The organism is Streptomyces sennicomposti (genome assembly GCF_019890635.1).
GTDB classification, from domain to species: domain Bacteria; phylum Actinomycetota; class Actinomycetes; order Streptomycetales; family Streptomycetaceae; genus Streptomyces; species Streptomyces sennicomposti.
On the sequence record NZ_JAIOAB010000062.1, the window covers coordinates 16,801 to 34,055 of the forward strand.

General features: G+C 76.1%; 9 protein-coding genes. 4 read left to right on the forward strand and 5 right to left on the reverse strand.

What is annotated here, in order from left to right; all coding sequences use genetic code 11:
- Positions 1-81: 81 nt before the first annotated feature.
- The 3 genes from prfB to K7787_RS26260 form a co-directional block, all read right to left on the reverse strand.
- Positions 82-1,197, reverse strand: coding sequence for a peptide chain release factor 2 (gene prfB, locus K7787_RS26250; RefSeq protein ID WP_009188906.1), 1,116 nt, complete (start codon positions 1,195-1,197; stop codon positions 82-84).
- A 49-nt stretch (positions 1,198-1,246) separates the two neighbouring features.
- On the reverse strand, positions 1,247-2,488 hold the full coding sequence (locus K7787_RS26255) for a serine/threonine-protein kinase (RefSeq protein WP_009188907.1): 1,242 nt from the start codon (positions 2,486-2,488) through the stop codon (positions 1,247-1,249).
- A 224-nt stretch (positions 2,489-2,712) separates the two neighbouring features.
- Positions 2,713-4,410: a serine/threonine-protein kinase gene (locus K7787_RS26260; RefSeq protein ID WP_223003166.1), complete on the reverse strand. Its 1,698-nt coding sequence runs from the start codon at positions 4,408-4,410 to the stop codon at positions 2,713-2,715.
- A 441-nt stretch (positions 4,411-4,851) separates the two neighbouring features.
- Here K7787_RS26260 and K7787_RS26265 point away from each other — a divergent pair, with 441 nt between their 5' ends.
- From K7787_RS26265 to K7787_RS26275, 3 genes are all read left to right on the forward strand, one after another.
- Positions 4,852-8,823: an FHA domain-containing protein gene (locus tag K7787_RS26265; protein WP_223003175.1), complete on the forward strand. Its 3,972-nt coding sequence runs from the start codon at positions 4,852-4,854 to the stop codon at positions 8,821-8,823.
- Positions 8,820-10,340: an iron uptake transporter deferrochelatase/peroxidase subunit gene (gene efeB / locus K7787_RS26270; protein WP_372456691.1), complete on the forward strand. Its 1,521-nt coding sequence runs from the start codon at positions 8,820-8,822 to the stop codon at positions 10,338-10,340. Before K7787_RS26265 ends, efeB begins: the two co-directional genes overlap by 4 nt.
- 204 nt (positions 10,341-10,544) lie before the next feature.
- Positions 10,545-12,371 carry a phospholipase C gene (locus tag K7787_RS26275; protein ID WP_223003167.1) on the forward strand — a complete coding sequence of 609 codons (1,827 nt, stop codon included), beginning with the start codon at positions 10,545-10,547 and terminating at the stop codon, positions 12,369-12,371.
- 76 nt (positions 12,372-12,447) lie between these two features.
- On the opposite strand, the gene K7787_RS26280 is transcribed toward K7787_RS26275, so the two are convergent.
- Together K7787_RS26280 and K7787_RS26285 are read right to left on the reverse strand one after the other, a co-directional pair.
- A complete protein-coding gene (locus K7787_RS26280; protein ID WP_223003168.1) occupies positions 12,448-13,773 on the reverse strand; it encodes a lipase family protein in 1,326 nt (441 codons plus the stop codon).
- Between the two features lie 361 nt (positions 13,774-14,134).
- A complete protein-coding gene (locus K7787_RS26285; RefSeq protein ID WP_247721302.1) occupies positions 14,135-16,924 on the reverse strand; it encodes a SpoIIE family protein phosphatase in 2,790 nt (929 codons plus the stop codon).
- 166 nt (positions 16,925-17,090) lie between these two features.
- On the opposite strand from K7787_RS26285, the gene rpmG reads away from it, so the two are divergent.
- Positions 17,091-17,255, forward strand: a complete 165-nt coding sequence (rpmG, locus tag K7787_RS26290; protein ID WP_009193041.1) for a 50S ribosomal protein L33 — start codon at positions 17,091-17,093, stop codon at positions 17,253-17,255.

A 17,255-nucleotide genomic window follows, 5' to 3' on the forward strand; every position in this document is an offset into this window, starting at 1 on the left:
CAAAACCCGGACACCCGGGCGCGAAAAAGGCAACCGCCGCGCTGAGCACGGCAGTTGCCTTGTCGACAAAGCGTTCTGTTCTTACTTGCTCTGCTGTTCCTGCTGCTTGCGCCAGCGAATGCCGGCCTCCAGGAAACCGTCGATCTCGCCGTTGAACACGGCCTCGGGGTTGCCGACCTCGAAGTCCGTGCGCAGGTCCTTCACCATCTGGTACGGGTGCAGGACGTAGGAGCGCATCTGGTTGCCCCAGGAGTTGCCGCCGTCGCCCTTGAGGGCGTCCATCTTGGCCTGCTCCTCCTGGCGGCGCCGCTCCAGCAGCTTGGCCTGGAGGACGTTCATCGCCGTGGCCTTGTTCTGGATCTGGGACCGCTCGTTCTGGCAGGAGACGACGATGCCGGTGGGCAGGTGGGTGAGGCGCACCGCGGAGTCGGTGGTGTTCACGCCCTGGCCGCCGGGGCCGGAGGAGCGGTACACGTCCACCCGCAGCTCGGACTCGTCGATCTCGATGTGGTCGGTCTGCTCGACCACGGGCAGGATCTCCACGCCCGCGAAGGAGGTCTGGCGCCGGCCCTGGTTGTCGAAGGGGGAGATGCGCACCAGGCGGTGCGTGCCCTGCTCGACGGAGAGGGTGCCGTAGGCGTAGGGCGCCTGGACGGCGAAGGTGGTCGACTTGATGCCGGCCTCCTCGGCGTACGACGTCTCGTAGACCTCGGTCTTGTAGCCGCGCTGCTCGGCCCACCGCAGGTACATGCGCTGGAGCTTCTCGGCGAAGTCGGCGGCGTCGACGCCGCCGGCCTCGGCGCGGATGTTGACCAGGGCCTCACGGGCGTCGTACTCGCCGGACAGGAGGGTGCGGACCTCCATCTCGTCCAGCGCCTTCCTGACGGCCGTCAGCTCGGACTCGGCCTCGGCGCGGGTGTCCGGGTCGTCCTCCTCCTCGGCCATCTCGAAGAGCACGGCGAGATCGTCGATCCGTCCGCGCAGCGCCTCCGCCTTCCTGACCTCGGCCTGGAGGTGGGAGAGCTTGCTGGTGATCTTCTGCGCCTCGTCCGGGTTGTCCCACAGGGACGGCGCGGCCGCCTGCTCCTCGAGCACGGCGATGTCTGCCCTCAGCTTGTCGAGGTCCAGAACGGCCTCGATCGACTCCATGGTCGAGGAGAGGGACTTGAGCTCTTCGGATACGTCGACGACTGCCACGCCCTCCAGCGTAACGGCTCCGCCGGGCGTAGAACGCCGGGCGGCGGGGTCAGGGCGACTGGGGCGCGGAGTGCCGGGTGTCCTGGGGCGCGGCGGGATCGTCGCCCGAGGCGGCCCACCAGGCTCCCGCGCCCACGGCCGCCGCGAGCAGCGCGCCGGCCACGCTCAGGGTGATCCGGCGGCGCCGGGCGGCGGTGCGGTGGCGGGCCGAGCCGGGGCGGGGCGCGCCCGGCGTGCGCGGGGCGCGGGCGGTGCCGTGGGCCGGGCCGGCCAGCTCGTCGGGGGCGGGCACCCGCATGGAGGTGTGCGTGTCGCGGTTGGAGTCGGGCTTGGCGCCCGGCACCAGCGGCACGGCTCCGCGGCGGCGGGCCCGGTCCCCGGCGGGCGCGGGCTCGGCGGGCACGGCCTCGTCCCGCTCCTCCTCGGCCGCGTCCGCGCCGGGCTCGTCCACGTCCAGGGGCGGCATCCCGGCCAGCAGCGGCAGCAGCTCCCGCAGCCGGGCGGCCAGCTCGGAGGCGCGCAGCCGGGACGCCGGGCCCTTGGCCAGGCACTGGACGATCAGCTGCCACAGCTCGTCGGGGATGCCGGGCAGCGGGACCACGGTCTCGGTGACGTGGCGGCGCAGCACGGCGCCGGGGTGGCCGCCGCCGAAGGGGGTGAAGCCGGCCAGCAGCTCGTACAGGACGGTGGCGAGGGCGTAGATGTCCACCGCGGCGCGCGGGGGCAGGCCCTCCACGATCTCGGGGGCGAGGTAGTCGGGGGTGCCGATGATCTTCGTGGCGCGGGTGCGCTTGGGCGAGTCGATGAGTTTCGCCACGCCGAAGTCGGTGAGCAGCGCGGGGTGGGCGCCGCCGGGGCCGAGCGGTCCCTGCATGTCGAGCAGGATGTTCTCCGGCTTGACGTCGCGGTGCACGACGCCGGCGGCGTGGGCGGCGGCGAGGCCGTCGGCCACGTCGGCGGTGATCGCCACCGCGGCCTCGGGCGACAGCCGCCGCTCGCGCTCCAGCCGGGTGCGCAGGTCGGTGCCGCGGACCAGGTCCATGACGAGGGCGAGGTCGTTGCCGTCGACCACGAGGTCGCGCACGGAGACGACGTTCGGGTGCTCCAGGCCGAGCAGGGCGGTGCGCTCCTGCACGAAGCGGCCCACGAGTTCCTGGTCGGAGGCCAGGTCCTCGCGCAGCAGCTTGATGGCGACGGGCCCGTCGGGGCCCTCCCCGAGCCACACCGTGCCGGCGCTGCCCCGGCCCAGGATCTGGTTCGCGGTGTACCGGCTGCCGATCTTCCGTGCCAAGACTGCTCCTACAGACGCGTGTTGCGGCTGAGGCTACGCGTCCGGAACGGCAACCTTCACCGCGGAGACCGAAATCACCCGTCGGATGTCGACAAATCTCCCGACTCGCGATGCGGAGGGCGCGCGGGGGCGCGTGCGGACCGCGCGAGGACGGCGTCCGGCGGGTGGCGGCCTCGGCTGCCCGGTGGGTACGGCTGCCCGGTGGGTTCGGTCGCCCGGTGGCCTCAGTTGCCGCTCAGGTCCTTGGCCCAGTCGGTGGCCTGGCTGAACCAGTGGCTCAGCTCCGACCAGTAACCGCGGCCGGTGCCGATCCAGCTCTGCAGCGGGCTCAGCTCCCAGACCAGCCAGCCGGCGACGAACAGGATGACGACCGTGAACAGGCAGCCCTTAAGGCAGCCGAGTCCGGGGATCTTCATCGGGTTGGCGCCGCGCTGACGCGGCGGCCGCGGCTCGCGCGCGGGCCGCTGGGGCTCGGGGGCGGGCGGCGGCGCGTACCGCTGGGGCTGTGCCTGGGGCTGCGGCTGCGGGGTCTGGCGGCGCTGCGGGGCGGGGGCGTACTGCTGCGGCTGCTGCTGTTGCGGGTGGCCGTAGCCGTAGCCGGGCTGCTGCTGGGGCTGGGGGCGCTGCTGGGGCTGGGGGCGGGCGACCTGCCGCTGGGGGCGGCGGCGCAGCGGGTCCTCGCCGGGGTCGAGGTACTGGGTCTGCTCGTTGCGGTCGCGGGCCGCGCGCAGCTGGGACTGCCAGGGGTGCGGCTGGTCGGGCTGCTGGCCCGGCTGCCCCTGCTGGCCGGGCTGTCCCGGCGGCACGGGCGGCATCATGCGCGTCGGGTCGGGCGCGCCGGTGTGCGGCAGGACGCTGGTCGGGTCGGCGGCGCCGGCCGGTCCGCCGGTGTGCGGCAGGACGCTGGTCGCGCCGTCCGGGTCGTACGCCGGTGCGCCCTGGCCGTGCGGCAGCACCTGGGTGGGGTCGGCGGCGCCGGGCACGCCGTCCGGGGCGGGCACGGTCGCCGGGGCCGGGTCGGGGGCGAGCAGGGCGCCCACGCCCTCGGCGGCGGCGATCTGCGCGGCGTTCGCGTGCACGCCGATGCCCTCGGCGACGACGCGCAGGGCGCGGGCGAGGTTCTCGGCGCTGGGCCGCTCGTCGGGGTTCTTGCGCAGGCAGCGCTCCATCACCGTCCACAGCGGGTCGGGGACGGTGGAGGGGCGGCGCGGCTCGGCGCTCAGGTGCTGGTGCAGCACCTCCAGGGCGGAACCGCCGGCGAACGGCGGCCGGCCGGTGACCAGCTCGTACAGCAGGATGCCGGCGCCGTAGACGTCGACGGCGGACGTCTGCGGGCGGCCCTCGGCGGACTCGGGGGCGACGTACGCGGGCGTGCCGACGAACTCGTGGGTGCGGGTGAGGCCGGGCGAGTCGGCGAGGCGGGCGATGCCGAAGTCGGTCAGCATCGGGTGCAGCTGCCCGCCGTCCTGCTTCAGCAGCACGTTGGCCGGTTTCAGATCCCGGTGGACCACCCCGTCGGCGTGGCTGGCGGCCAGCGCGTCGCAGATCTGGGCGGTGAGCAGGGCGGCGGCGACGGGGGTGAAGGGGCCGTTCTCGCGCAGGTGGCGGTGGAGGTCGGGGCCGTCGACGAGGTCCATGACCAGCGCCAGCAGATCGCCCTCGACGACCAGGTCGCGGACCCGGACGATGTTGGGATGGGTGAGCCGGAGCAGCACGGAGCGCTCCCGCAGGAACCGCATCACGACATCGGCGTCGTTCGCCAGCTCCTCCTTGAGGACCTTGATCGCGACGGTCTCGCCGGGCTGGCCGGGCACCGCCGCCTCGGCGCCCGCGGTCTCACGCTGGCGGGCCCGCCAGACGGTCCCGGTGGCGCCGCGTCCGAGCGGTTCCTCCAGGAGGTACTTGCTGCCTACCGGCCGCACGTCATGTGCTCCCTGCTGCTTGCTTGCCTGTCCCCCGCGCCCGGTGGGGCCCCGCGGGTTTCCGCCCCACTGTAGTGCCGCTCCTCGTCATCGCTCAGGCTCTTGTGGACGACGTACGCGGGGGACGCCGTACATGTTCGAAGGAAAGACGCCCTACTCGGGGCCGTTGGTTGCCCGCACGCGAACGTGAGCGATCTCAAGGCGGTATCAAGCAGACATTCGCCGGGCACGGGTCAGGCACTTTTGGGGTCAGAGCCGACCAATCAAGATCACTTGGCGGCGGGCGGCGGGCGCGGTGTCAGTGGCAGGTGCGAGGATGCTGCCAGTTACTGGCCGACGTGCTCGTGCGGCGGTGGGGGGTGGCCCGCGGTGGGGGGACCGCAGGGCGGCTTCGCCCTCCCCGTTCGCCGGGCGCCCGCGCAGAAGGGACCGCTGACGGCGATGCAGATCCGGCTGACCGTCGTAGACCCGCTGGGCCCGCCCACGGCCCTGGGCCGCGCCGCGAGCTGCGACGTCCTGGTCACCGCCCCCGCGGGCACCGCCCTGGCCGCGGTGGCCTCGGCGCTGGCCGCCGTGGTGGGCGGCGAGAGCGGTACGGCGGCCGAGCGGGGCGGCCAGCGCGCGGGCGCGGAGCGCGGCGGCCGGGAGCCCGGCGCGGGCGCGGTCGTGCTGTACGCCGGGGCGGAGCGGCTGGACGCGCAGCGCTGCACGCTCGGCGAGCCGCCGCTGCTGGACGGCGCGGTGCTGTCCCTGGGCGCGCCCGCCGAGGCCGAGCCGCACCCCGAGCTGGACGAGGCCCCCACCCAGCTGCACGTGGTCGCGGGCCCGGACGCGGGCGGGGTCCATCTGCTGCACGGCGGCCGGATCACCGTCGGCCGCTCCGCCGACGCCGACGTGCCGCTGGACGACCCGGACGTGTCCCGGCTGCACTGCGCGGTCACGGTCGCCCCGGACGGCCGGGTCTCGGTCGCCGACCTCGGCTCCACCAACGGCACGGTGCTGGACGGCCGCCCGATCGGCGACCGCCCGGTCCGCTTCGCGCCGGGCGCGCTGCTGCGCCTCGGCGAGTCGGCCCTGCGGCTGACCCCGGCGGCGGGCCCGGCGGCGCGCGTCGCGACGGCGCCGGACGGCGAGGGGCATGTGCGGGTCGCGGGGAGCGGCGCCGGGGGCTCCGGGGGTGCGGGGAGCGCGGCGGGCGCCGCTGGTTCTCCGGGGGGTGCGGGCTTCGCGGGCTCCTCGGGTGCGGTGGGTGCTGGGGGTTCTTCCGGTGCCGGTGGTGTTCGGGGCGCGGTGGGTGCCGGTGGTCCGATGGGTGCCGATGGTCCGGTGGGGGCCGGTGGGTCCGGTGCGTCCGGTGCGTCCGGTGCGTCCGGTGCGTCCGGTGGGGCGTACGCCGGGGCTCCGGGTGCGTCCGGTGACGTGTACGCGCGCGTGCCGGGCGGTGGCGGCGGCGCGGGAGCCGGGGGTACGGGTCCCGGCGCGGGCGCGGCGACGACCGCGGGCACCGGTACGGCGCCGGGTCTCACCGCGGGTACGGGAGCGGCGCCCGGCGGCCACGGCGCCGCGGACACGGCCCGGACGACGGGTGCGGCGGGCGCGTGGGGCGCACCGGGCGCGGGCGTACCGGGCCCGGCGGGTACGACAGGCTCGGCGGACGGGCGGGAGCACGGCTTCGCCGGGTCCCCCGCGCTGCCCGCGCAGGGCCGCGCGCCCCGGATCGAGAGCCACGGCGGCGACACCCACGCGGGCCGCTTCGGCGCCGGCGGCCGGGCCGACGCCTTCGCCGGCCACCCGCACGCCCCCGCCGGAGGCGAGGCGGGCGTCGAGGAGCGGGGCCGCAAGGGCACGCCCCTGCGGGGCACGGAGGTGCCGCAGGGCCTGCGCCGGCGCGGCGGGATCGGGGCGTGGGCGCGGCGGCTGACCGGCGGGCGCGGCGAGAGCGCGGCGGCTCGCGGCGGGACGTACGACGACGCCGCGCCGCCCGCGCGGGGCGAGGCGCCCGCGGTGTACGCGGGTCCGCAGCTGCCGGATACCTGGCCGGACCCGGCGGCGCTGCTGCTGACCGCGCTGGGTCCCGGCCCCCGGCTGTGGGAGCGCGGCCCGGGGCACCCGGAGGCGCTGGCGGTCCGGCTGGGCACGGCCGACCGTCCGGCCCCCGACGGTTCGGGGCGGCTGCTGCCGGCGGTGCCGGTGACCGTGGGGCTGCGCGAGGTGGGCGCGCTGGGGCTGGCCGGGCCGCGCGAGCGGCTGTCCGGGCTGGCCCGCGCGGTGCTGGCCCAGCTCGCCGCGCTGCACTCACCCGAGACCCTCGAAATCGTCCTGATCAGCGCCGACCGCGCCCGCACGCCGCAGGAGCGCACCGCCGAGTGGGCGTGGCTCGGCTGGCTCCCGCACGTACGGCCGGGGCACGGCCAGGACTGCCGGCTGCTGCTGGCCCACGACCGCGACCAGGCCGCGGCCCGCACCGACGAACTGCTGCGCCGCCTGGACGACCACCTGTCCGGCGTCCACCGCCCCGGACCGGACCCGGCCGCCCCGCAGGAGCGGGCCGAGGGCAGGCGGCCCTCCTGGGTGCGGGACGAGGACCCGGCCGCCGCGGACTTCCCGGGGCCGTACACCGTGGTCGTCGTGGACGGCGACCCGGGCGGGGCCTCCGTGCGCGAGGCGGTGGCGCGGCTGGCGCACGAGGGGCCGCGGGCCGGGATCCACGTGCTGTGCCTGGCCGAGGCGGCCCCCGCCTCGCCCGCGTCGCCGGTGACGGAGACGTACGACGCGGCGTGCGCGGTGTCGCCGGTGTTCCGCGAGTGCGGCGCCGTGGCGCTGCTCAGCGGCGACGTGGCGACGGCGCTGCGGCTGATGCGCGTGGCGCGCACGGGGACGGAGGCGTACCGCGCGGGTACGGCCCCGGCCCCGCACCCGCAAGAGCACCTGCACCAGCACCAGCACCAGCACCCGGAGTCACCCACCCCCGTCTCCCCCGGCACGGTCGGTGTCGTGGACGCCGTGTCCCCGGCGTGGGCGGAGCGGTTCGCGCGGGCGCTGGCCCCGCTGCGGACGGCGGACGCGGCCGGCGGCGACCGGCCCGCGCGGGTGTCCGCGCCGCTGCCGCTGTCGGCGCGGCTGCTGGACGAACTGGGGCTCGCCCGCGCCACCCCCGCCTCGCTGCTGGCGCGCTGGGCGGACGCTGCCGACGACACCCGGGCCCTGGGCGGGCGGGCCGTGCTGATACTCGGGGCCGGTCCGCGCGGGCCGGTCTGCGCGGACCTCGTGGCCGACGGGCCCCACCTGCTGATCGAGGGCCCCGCCGGGAGCGGCCGTACGGAGCTGCTGCGCGCCGCCGTCGCCTCGCTGGCCTCGGCGGAGCGCCCGGACCGGCTCGGCATCGTCCTGGTGGACGGCCGGGACGGCGTCGAGGCGGGCGGCGGCCACGGCGACGGGCTGCGCGTCTGTACGGACGTACCGCATGTCACGACGCATCTCACCGCCAACGACCCGGTGCGGATGCGGGAGTTCGCGCAGTCGCTGAGCGCCGAGCTGAAGCGGCGGGCCGAGCTGCTGGGGCTGTCCGACTTCGCCGAGTGGCACACCCGGCGCGAGGTGTCCGGCCGGATCGTCGCCCAGCGCACCGCGCCCGGCCGTACGGCGCCGGGCCGCACCCCGGACCGGGCGAGGCCGGCGGACCCGGCGGCGGGCGGTGCGACGGCAGGCGGTGCGACGGCGGGCGGTGCGACGGCGGGCGGCGGTCCGTCCGGCGCGGCCGATCTGGGGGCGCCCGCCGGTGCGGGCGATCTCGACGCCCCGCCCAGTTCCACCCTGCGGCTGCGGCCCGCCGCCGCCCGTGCGCGCGCCGCGGTGGTGCCGCCGCTGCCCCGGCTGGTCGTGGTCGTGGACGATCTGGACCTCCTGGTGTCCCCGGCGCTCGGCTCGCCCGGGCGGCCCGCGGCCGGCTCGGTGATACGCGCGCTGGAGGCGGTGGCCCGGGACGGCGAGCGGCTCGGCGTCCACCTGGTGGCGGCGACCGCGCCCGGCGGCCGTACGGCGGAGACGGAACCGGCCCGCCGGGCCACGCTGCGGGTGGTGCTGGACGCCCCGGCCGGCGGGCGCGGCGCCGCCGCCCCGCTGGACCGGGACCGGGAGCTGAGGGGCGAGCCGGCGCCCGGGCGCGGCCGGCTGACCGGGCCGGACGGCCGGGTGACGCCGTTCCAGGGCGGCCGGGTCACGGGCCGCATCCCGCGCACGGCGACCCAGCGGCCCACGGTCGTCCCGCTGGAGTGGCAGCGCATGGGCGACCCGCCGGCCCGCCGCCCGGTGCGGGAGCTGGGCAACGGGCCGACGGACCTGGCCCTGCTGGCCAGCGCGCTGGAGCGGGCGGCACGGGAGGTGTCGGCGACGGAGGTCCCGTCCCTGCTGTGACCTACGGGGCGGGCACGCCCCCCGCCCGGGGGGCACCGTCCGCCTCGTCCCTCCCGCGATCCCCCGGGCGGGCTCACCCCCACCCGGCACCTCGCCCCCCCCCGCCGCCACCCCCCCCCCCCCCCCCCCCCCGCCCCCCCCCCCCCCCCCCCCCCCCCCCGCCCCCCCCCCCCCCCCCCCCCCCCCCCCCCCCCGCCACGCTCGCCGCTCCACCGCCCGCACCCCCCGCCGCCCCCGCTCCCCTCCCGCGCCGTCGCTTCCTGCGGGGCGCCGCCCTCGCCGGGGCCGGGTTCGCCGCCGCCGGGGCGGCCACCGCCGCGACCGTGGGCGACAGCGCCGACCTCGGTGACAGCACCGACGTCGGTGACAGCGCCCCCGTCGGTGATCTCACCGGTCCCGGCCGCGCCGCCGTCTCGGTGGTGCCGCCCTTCCACGGCCCCCACCAGCGGTCCCTGCTCGCGGCCCCCCGCCGCTCCACCGCGTTCGTCGCCTTCGACGTCACCGCCGACGACCGGGCCGGACTGACCGAGCTGCTGCGCACCCTCACCGCCCGCGCCCGCTTCCTCACCTCCGGCGGCGCCCCCGAGCCGGTCGGCATCACCGGCCCGCCCGCCGACTCGGGCGTCCTCGGCGGCGAACTCCCGGCCGGCGCGCTCTCGGTGACCGTCGCCGTCGGCGCGGCCCTCTTCGACGACCGGTTCGGGCTGAGCGCGCTGCGCCCGCGCCGGCTGACGGCCATGCCGTCCTTCCCCGACGACGACCTGCGCCCCGACTGGTGCCACGGCGACCTCAGCCTGCATCTGCACGCCGACGAACCGGACACCGTCCTGCACGCGCTGCGCGACATCGCCCGGCACACCCGCGGCGGACTCCAGATCCGCTGGCGCATGGACGGCTTCACCAGCCCGCCCCGCCCGTCCGGCGCCCCGCGCAACCTCTTCGGCTTCAAGGACGGCACCGCCAACCCGGACGCCACCGACCCCCGGGAGATGGACCGGCTGGTGTGGGTGGGGCGGGGGAGCGGCGAACCGGAGTGGGCGACCGGCGGCAGCTACCAGGTCGTCCGGCTGATCCGCATGCTGGTCGAGTTCTGGGACCGCGTCTCCCTCGCCGAGCAGGAACGCATGATCGGCAGGGTCCGCGAGTCCGGCGCCCCGCTGGACGGCGACGCCGAGCAGGACGAGCCCCACTACGCGGCCGACCCCACCGGCGACGTCATCCCGCTGGACGCCCACATCCGCCTGGCCGACCCGCGCACCGCCGGCACCGCCGGCCGGCGCATCCTGCGCCGCGCCTACAACTACGACCGGGGCGTGGACGCCAACGGCAACCTCGACATGGGCCTGCTCTTCTGCTGCTACCAGCAAGACCTCGCCCGCCAGTTCGAAGCCATCCAGAAACGCCTGGCCGGCGAGCCGCTGACCGACTACATCAAGCCGTTCGGCGGCGGCTACTTCTACGCCCTGCCCGGCGTCCGGGACGAGACCGACTGGTACGGCCGCGCCCTGCTGACCTGACGGTTCGCCGTACCCGCCGCGCCCGGCGTGCGGTTCACCCGGACGGCCGGCGCGCCGTCCGGTTCGGGCCCGGCCTTCCTGACCCGCCCCGGCCCCGGCGTCATCATGGCTCCGCCACCGCGCCGCCCACCCGGCGGCGCCTTCCGCGCCGCATGCGCGGAAACGATCCCGCGCGCGCATCCGCCCGGAAAGCGAGGCAGCAGCATGGCCGGCAGGGGAAGACGAGCAACCCTACGCAGCCTCGGCGCGCTCACCGGCGCCGTCGCCCTCACCGTCCTCGGCCCCGCCGCCCCCGGCCGGGCCGCCGGCCGGCCCGCACCCCCGGCCACGCCCATCGAGCACGTCGTCGTCCTCTTCGACGAGAACATCTCCTTCGACCACTACTTCGCCACCTACCCGAAGGCCGCCAACACCGACGGCACCCGGTTCACCGCGGCGAAGGGGACCCCGAAGGACATCGACACCCTCGCCCACGCCGGGCTGCTCACGCACAACCCCAACCAGTACGCGCCCGAGCGGCTCACCCCCGCCCAGGCCGTGACCTGCGACCAGAACCACTCCTACGGGCCCGAGCAGTACGCCGCGAACGGCGGCCGGGCCGACCGGTACGTGGAGAACACCGAGGTCGGCAAGTGCAGCGGCGGCCTGTTCGGCGAGCCGGGCCTGGTCATGGACTACTACGACGGCAACACCGTCACCGCGCTGTGGAACTACGCCCAGCACTACGCCCTGAGCGACCGCTCCTTCAGCTCCGCCTACGGCCCCTCCACGCCCGGCGCCGTCAACCTGGTCTCCGGCCAGACGCACGGCGTCATCTCCGTGGACCCCGCCTCCGGCACCGAGCACCCCCGGCAGACGCCGACGCCCGACCCGGCCACCGTGAAGTCGCCCGACGCGCACGGCGTCGGCACGATGATCAACGACCCGGACCCGGCCTTCGACGACTGCTCCAACCGGAACCACACCAGCTCCAGCGCCCTGGCCGTGATGAAGGGCCGCACCATCGGCGACCTGCTGACCGCCCGGAACGTCAGCTGGGGCTGGTTCCAGGGCGGCTTCCGGCCGACCACCGCGTGGAGCGGCGAGCAGGGCGCGTACGCCCGCTGCGACGCCGCCCACGCCAACGTCGGCGGCGCCGAGGTGGTCGACTACAGCCCGCACCACAACCCGTTCGCCTACTACCGCTCCACGGCCAACCCGCACCACCTGCCGCCCGCGAGCGTCGCCGAGATCGGCCACGCCGGGCGCGCCAACCACAACTACGACCTGACCGACTTCTCCGCCGCGCTGAAGGCGGGCCGGCTCCCGGCGGTCAGCTTCGTCAAGGCCGCCGCCTACCAGGACGGCCACGCCGGATACTCCGACCCGCTGGACGAACAGCACTTCCTGATCGAGCAGATCAACGCGATCCAGAGCGCCCCGCAGTGGCGCTCGACCGCCGTCGTCATCGCCTACGACGACTCCGACGGCTGGTACGACCACGCCTACGCGCCGCTGCGCAACGGCTCCACCGACACCGAGACCGGATCCAACGGCAGGCCCACCGACAGCCCGGCCTGCCAGGCCGGTCCCCGGGCGGCCGGCGGCTACCAGGACCGCTGCGGGCCCGGCCCCCGCCAGCCGCTGCTGGTGATCTCCCCGTACGCCAGGGTCAACGCGGTGGACCACACGCCGACCGAGCAGACGTCGATCATCCGGTTCATCGAGGACAACTGGCACACCGGCCGCATCGGCGACCATTCCTTCGACGCCCGCGCGGGCTCCCTCGCCGGCATGTTCGACTTCCGGCATCCCGACGACCGGCAGGTGCTGCTGAACGGCGACGGGTCGGTGAAGTCGGTCGGCCCGATCCGGCAGGTGGCGCCGGTCGCCACCCGGATCACGCCCGGACCCGCCCTCGAGAACACGGCGGCGGCGACCACGGCCTCGCGGTGGCCGGTCCTGCCGACCGTCGCCGCCGCCCTGTCGGCCGCCGTCGGCGCCGGCGCGTACCTCGGCCTGCGCCGCAGGGGCCGCCGGGCCGCCGCCTGACCGGGTGCGAGCGAAGAGGCCGCCCCGTCACCGACGGGGCGGCCTCGCCGTGCCCGCGGTGCCGCGGGTAAGCGGATCAGAGCTGGAGCGGCAGCGTCGCGCAGTTCGACGCGGCGGGCTTGCCCGCCAGCCGGTCGGTCAGCCAGGACACGGCCGCGCCCTGGTCGGTGAGCAGCGGTCCGAAGTGGTTGAGCAGCGGACTGATGACGTTCGGCAGGACCACCGGCTTGTACGTGACGTCGGCGCCCTTGCGGCACCAGTCCACGGCGAGCTGCCGGGCCTGGCCGTGCGGGACGAGGTTGTCACTGGTGCCGGTGGCCACCCGCACCGGGCCGGCCGGCTTGAGCCGGCCGATGCGCTGGGTGTCCAGGAAGTCCTGGAGGGCGGGAGTCGCGGCGATGATGTCGCTGAGCGACGTGCCGTCGGTGGTCCACTTGGTGCTGCGCGCGTAGCCGTAGTGGAGGAGCGCGTCGCCCACGCACATGGTGGACAGATCGGCGAGCGCCGCCTTTCCGGCCGCGTTGAGGTGCGCCTCGGCGATCGGCCGCAGCTCCGGGTCGGTCTGCAGGAACCCGTTGAGCGACCAGCCCAGCGCACCGGCCAGCTCGGTGCCGTCGATGCCCTTGGTGACCTCGGTCAGGTTCGCGGGCGGCGCGCCGGCGTAGGTGCCGGCGAGGGCGACGTCGGGGGCGTACGCGGGCTGGAGTTCGGCGGCGGCGGCGGTGGCGCCGCCGCCCTGGCTGTAGCCGTACAGGCCGACGCGGGAGGCGGCGGTGATCGAGGCGCCCTCGACGGAGCGGGCGGCGCGGGCCGCGTCCAGGACGGCGTGCGCCTCGTCGATCCGGTTGACGTAGGTGTGCAGCCGGTCCGTGGCGCCCAGGCCCGCGTAGTCGGTGACCACGACCGCGGCGCCCGCGGCCAGCAGCCGGTAGACCGACAGATCCTCGTAACCGACCGACATCGTCTGCCCGTTGAGCGTGATCGGGTGTTCCAGGCCCAGCGAGGCCGCGCACTGGTCGCCCTGGCCCATGGTGCCCGGCGCGACGACGACCAGCGGGCGGGGCCCGTCGCCCTTCCAGCGCGCGGTCGGCTCGATGTAGGCGCCGGTGACGGCCACCGGGAGGCCGTTCGCGTCGGTCGACTTGTACATCAGCCGGGTGGCCCGGCCGGGCAGCGGGCCGTCGAGGCCGGACAGGCTGAGGGCGAGCGGAAGCGGCTCGCTGCGGATCAGGGCGCCGTCGGCGGCGGGCAGTTCGGCGGGCGGGGTGTAGAACGCGGGGATCGTGACGCCGCGGGAGACGACCGGGGCGGAGTCCGTCGCGGCGGCGGCCGGCAGCGCCTGGACGCCGAGGCACGAGGCCGCGGCCACCGCGGCGGCGATCAGGTGTCTGCGTGGGGGCATGGGGAACCTCCTGGGATGCGGCCGGGCAGGAGAGGCGGCCTCGTCCCGGGCGGCGGCCGACGACCGGACACCCTGGACGAGAACATGTCAATGCAAGGCGGCGCGGTCGTCCCACCGGCCCCCTCGCGTCATCGGGGAGTGAGCTGACGAGAAGTTACCCAGCGGTGTGTTACCGGCGGTAGCTCGCGGCAGGTTACGGTTCAGTAATTTGACTCAACGTCTAATAAGGCGTCCGTTCCCGTCACCGCGCGTCAGCCGGTCCGCCGCCGAACGCGCCCGCGCCCGGGCCCGGAGTCGCCCCGGCCCCGGGGACATCGGCCCGTCCCCGCCCGTTCCCGCCCGCCGCCGGGCGTCCCCGCCGTCACCAGGCCATCTCGTCCAGCAACAGCATCGGGTCCGGCTCCGGGAGGGGTCCCAGGGACTGCTCGGCCCAGATCACCTTGCCCCGGGCCACGTACCGCGTGCCCCACCGCTCGGCGAACTGCGAGACCAGGAACAGACCGCGCCCGCCCTCGTCGGTGGTGGCGGCGCGACGCAGCCGGGGCGAGGTGTTGCTGCCGTCGGAGACCTCGCAGACCAGGGTGCGGCCCAGCAGCATCCTGACCCGGACCGGCGGCGCGCCGTAGCGGATCGCGTTGGTCAGCAGCTCGCTCAGGATCAGCTCCATGGCGAACGACGCGTCCTCGACGCCCCACTCGCGCAGCCGTTCGCTCACCTCGGTGCGCACCCGGGAGACCGCCATCGCGTCGAACGGCACCTCCCACACCGCCACCCGCGACGGGTCCAGCAGCCGGGTCCGGGCGACCAGCACGGCGACGTCGTCGCTCGGGTGCTCCGGCAGCATCGCCCGCATCAGGGACCGGCAGGTGTCCTCCGGCGTCAGGCCGGGATGCCCGACGGCCGCCGCCAGCAGCCGCAGCCCCTCGTCGATGTCCCGTCTGCGGTCCTCCACCAGGCCGTCGGTGAACAGCACGAGGCGGCTGCCCTCCGGGAGGTCCAGCTCGCCCGACTCGAACGGATGGCCGCCCACGCCCAGCGGCGGCGACAGCGGCAGCTCCGGGAAGGTCACCCGGCCGCCCGGGTCCACCACGGCCGGGACGCCGTGCCCGGCGCGCGAGAGGGTGCAGCGCCCGCCCACCGGGTCGTAGATGGCGTACAGGCAGGTGGCCCCGGTCACCTGGGCGCCCTCGCCGTCCCCGCTCTCCGTCTGGGTGTCCAGCCGCATCACCATCTCGTCGAGATGGCCCAGCAGCTCCTCCGGGGGCAGGTCGAGCGAGGAGAAGTTCAGCACCGCCGTCCGCAGCCGGCCCATCGTCACCGCCGCGTGCAGCCCGTGGCCCACCACGTCCCCGACCACGAGCGCCACCCGGAACCCCGGCAGCGGGATCACGTCGAACCAGTCGCCGCCCACCCCCGACTGCGCCGGCAGATAGCGCCACGCCACCTCCAGCGCGTCCTGCTCCGGCAGGTCCCGGGGCAGCAGACTGCGCTGCAGGGTCACGGCCATCGCGTGCTCGCGCGTGTACCGGCGCGCGTTGTCGATCGCCACGGCCGCCCGCGCCCCCAGCTCCTCGGCGACCGACACGTCCTCGTCCTCGAACCGGGGCGAGCCGGCCCCGCGCCAGAAGTTGACCATCCCCAGCACCACGCCGCGCGCCCGCAGCGGCACGGTGATCAGCGAGTGGACGCCCGAGTCCAGCACCTGCCGGGCGCCCTCGGGGTCCTGCGCCCGCCAGTCCTGGGCCGCGTGCAGGTCCGGCACCAGCACCGCCTTGCCCTGGCTGAGCGCCGCCACCATGGGCGTGTCGGCGACGACGAACTGGATCAGATCGCCCACCGGCTGCAACGGCTGCCCGGCCCCCGTGCCGCGCAGCGCGGTGCGCCGCATCCGGTTCAGGGCGCCCGTCGGCTCCTCCCCGTGCAGCACCGCCTCCAGCAGCTCCACCGTCACCACGTCCGCGAGTCCCGGGACCGCCACCTCGGCCAGCTCCTGCGCGGTGCGCCGTACGTCGAGCGTGGTGCCGATCCGCACGCCCGCCTCGTACAGCAGCGTCAGCCGGCCCCGGGCCACCTCGGCCCGGCCGGTCAGCGCGCGCAGCTCCGTGGTGTCGCGGAAGCTGGCCACCAGGCCCGGCGCGCCGCCGTAGGGCGCGGTGCGCCGGGAGTTGACCGCGAGCAGCCGGTCCCCGACCGGGTACACCGCGTCGGAGACGGCCTCGCCCGAGGCCAGCAGCCCGGTCAGCTCCGGACCCAGCCCCAGCTCCGTGACGTGCCGCTGGTCAGCGTCCTCCGGGAGGTTCAGCAGCCGGCGCGCCTCGTCGTTGGCGAGCAGGAGCCGCCCGTCGCCGTCGAGGATCAGCACGCCCTCGCGCACGGCGTGCAGCACCGCGTCGTGGTGTTCGTACATCCGGGTCATCTCGGCCGGGCCGAGGCCGTGGGTCTGGCGGCGCAGCCGCCGGGTGACCAGGGCGGTGCCCGCCGTCGCCAGCACCAGCGCCAGCGCGGCCGAGCCGAGCACCATGGGCACCTGCTGGTCCAGCAGATGCCCCAGGTTCTCCACCTGGATTCCGGCGCTGACCACGCCGACCACGCGCCGGCTGCCGTCCAGCACCGGCACCACCGCGCGCACGGCGTCCGACGGCTCGCCGTGGAACCGCTCGGTGAAGGTCTCGCCGGCGGCGGCCCGCTCCACGCCCTGCGCGTACGTGCCGATCAGCCGCGGCTCGGTGTCGCTGACCCGGATGCCCGCCTTGTCCAGCACCGAGATGAAGTCCACCCCCGAGCCCGCCTGCGCCTGCACGGTCGCGGGCTGGAGCATGGCCGTCGGGTCGGGCGACTGGAGCGCGCGCAGCGTGCCGGGCGCGTGGGCGAACGCCTCCGCCGTCGCCAGCGAGCGCACCCGGGCGGTGTCCTCGCCGTCGTAGCGGCCCTGGAGCACCAGGGCGCCGGCCGCCGCGGCGACCAGCACCAGGACGACGATCACCTGGAGCAGGAAGACCTGTGCGGCCACCGTGCCGAGGTTCCAGGAGGACGGCGAGAAGCGGCGTCCCGGAGAGTGCCGGGACCGGGGACGGCGGGACGCATCGCCTGCCCGCCGGTCGCTGGACGGCGGCGCCGCTTCGGCAGCGGCCCGGCGGGAACGTCCGACCATGTTCCCAGTTCTAACACCGGGCTCGACCGGCGGGCGACCGGTATGCCCGGTCCGTCCCCTTCTCCGGCTGCCGCTTCCTGGGGGAATGCGCCGGACCGTCCGGCTGTTGACGACCACGGCTGGCATGCCTGGGTCAATCCCGGGAGCGGCCGAAAGGAGGACCCCCATGGCACGCAGCACCGTGCGCCCCGTAGTCCGGCTGAAGTCCACCGCCGGCACCGGAGTCACCTATGTGACCCGCAAGAACCGTCTCAACGACCCCGACCGGCTCGTCCTGCGCAAGTACGACCCGGCGGCCGGCCGGCACGTCCTGTTCCGTGAGGAGCGCTGA

Excerpts from the sequence above, each read along its gene's own strand:
- K7787_RS26265 (WP_223003175.1), top strand. The coding sequence starts at position 4,852 with ATGCAGATCCGGCTGACCGTCGTAGACCCGCTGGGCCCGCCCACGGCC.
- K7787_RS26275 (WP_223003167.1), top strand. The coding sequence starts at position 10,545 with ATGGCCGGCAGGGGAAGACGAGCAACCCTACGCAGCCTCGGCGCGCTC.
- K7787_RS26280 (WP_223003168.1), bottom strand. The coding sequence starts at position 13,773 with ATGCCCCCACGCAGACACCTGATCGCCGCCGCGGTGGCCGCGGCCTCG.
- K7787_RS26285 (WP_247721302.1), bottom strand. The coding sequence starts at position 16,924 with ATGGTCGGACGTTCCCGCCGGGCCGCTGCCGAAGCGGCGCCGCCGTCC.
- rpmG (WP_009193041.1), top strand. The coding sequence starts at position 17,091 with ATGGCACGCAGCACCGTGCGCCCCGTAGTCCGGCTGAAGTCCACCGCC.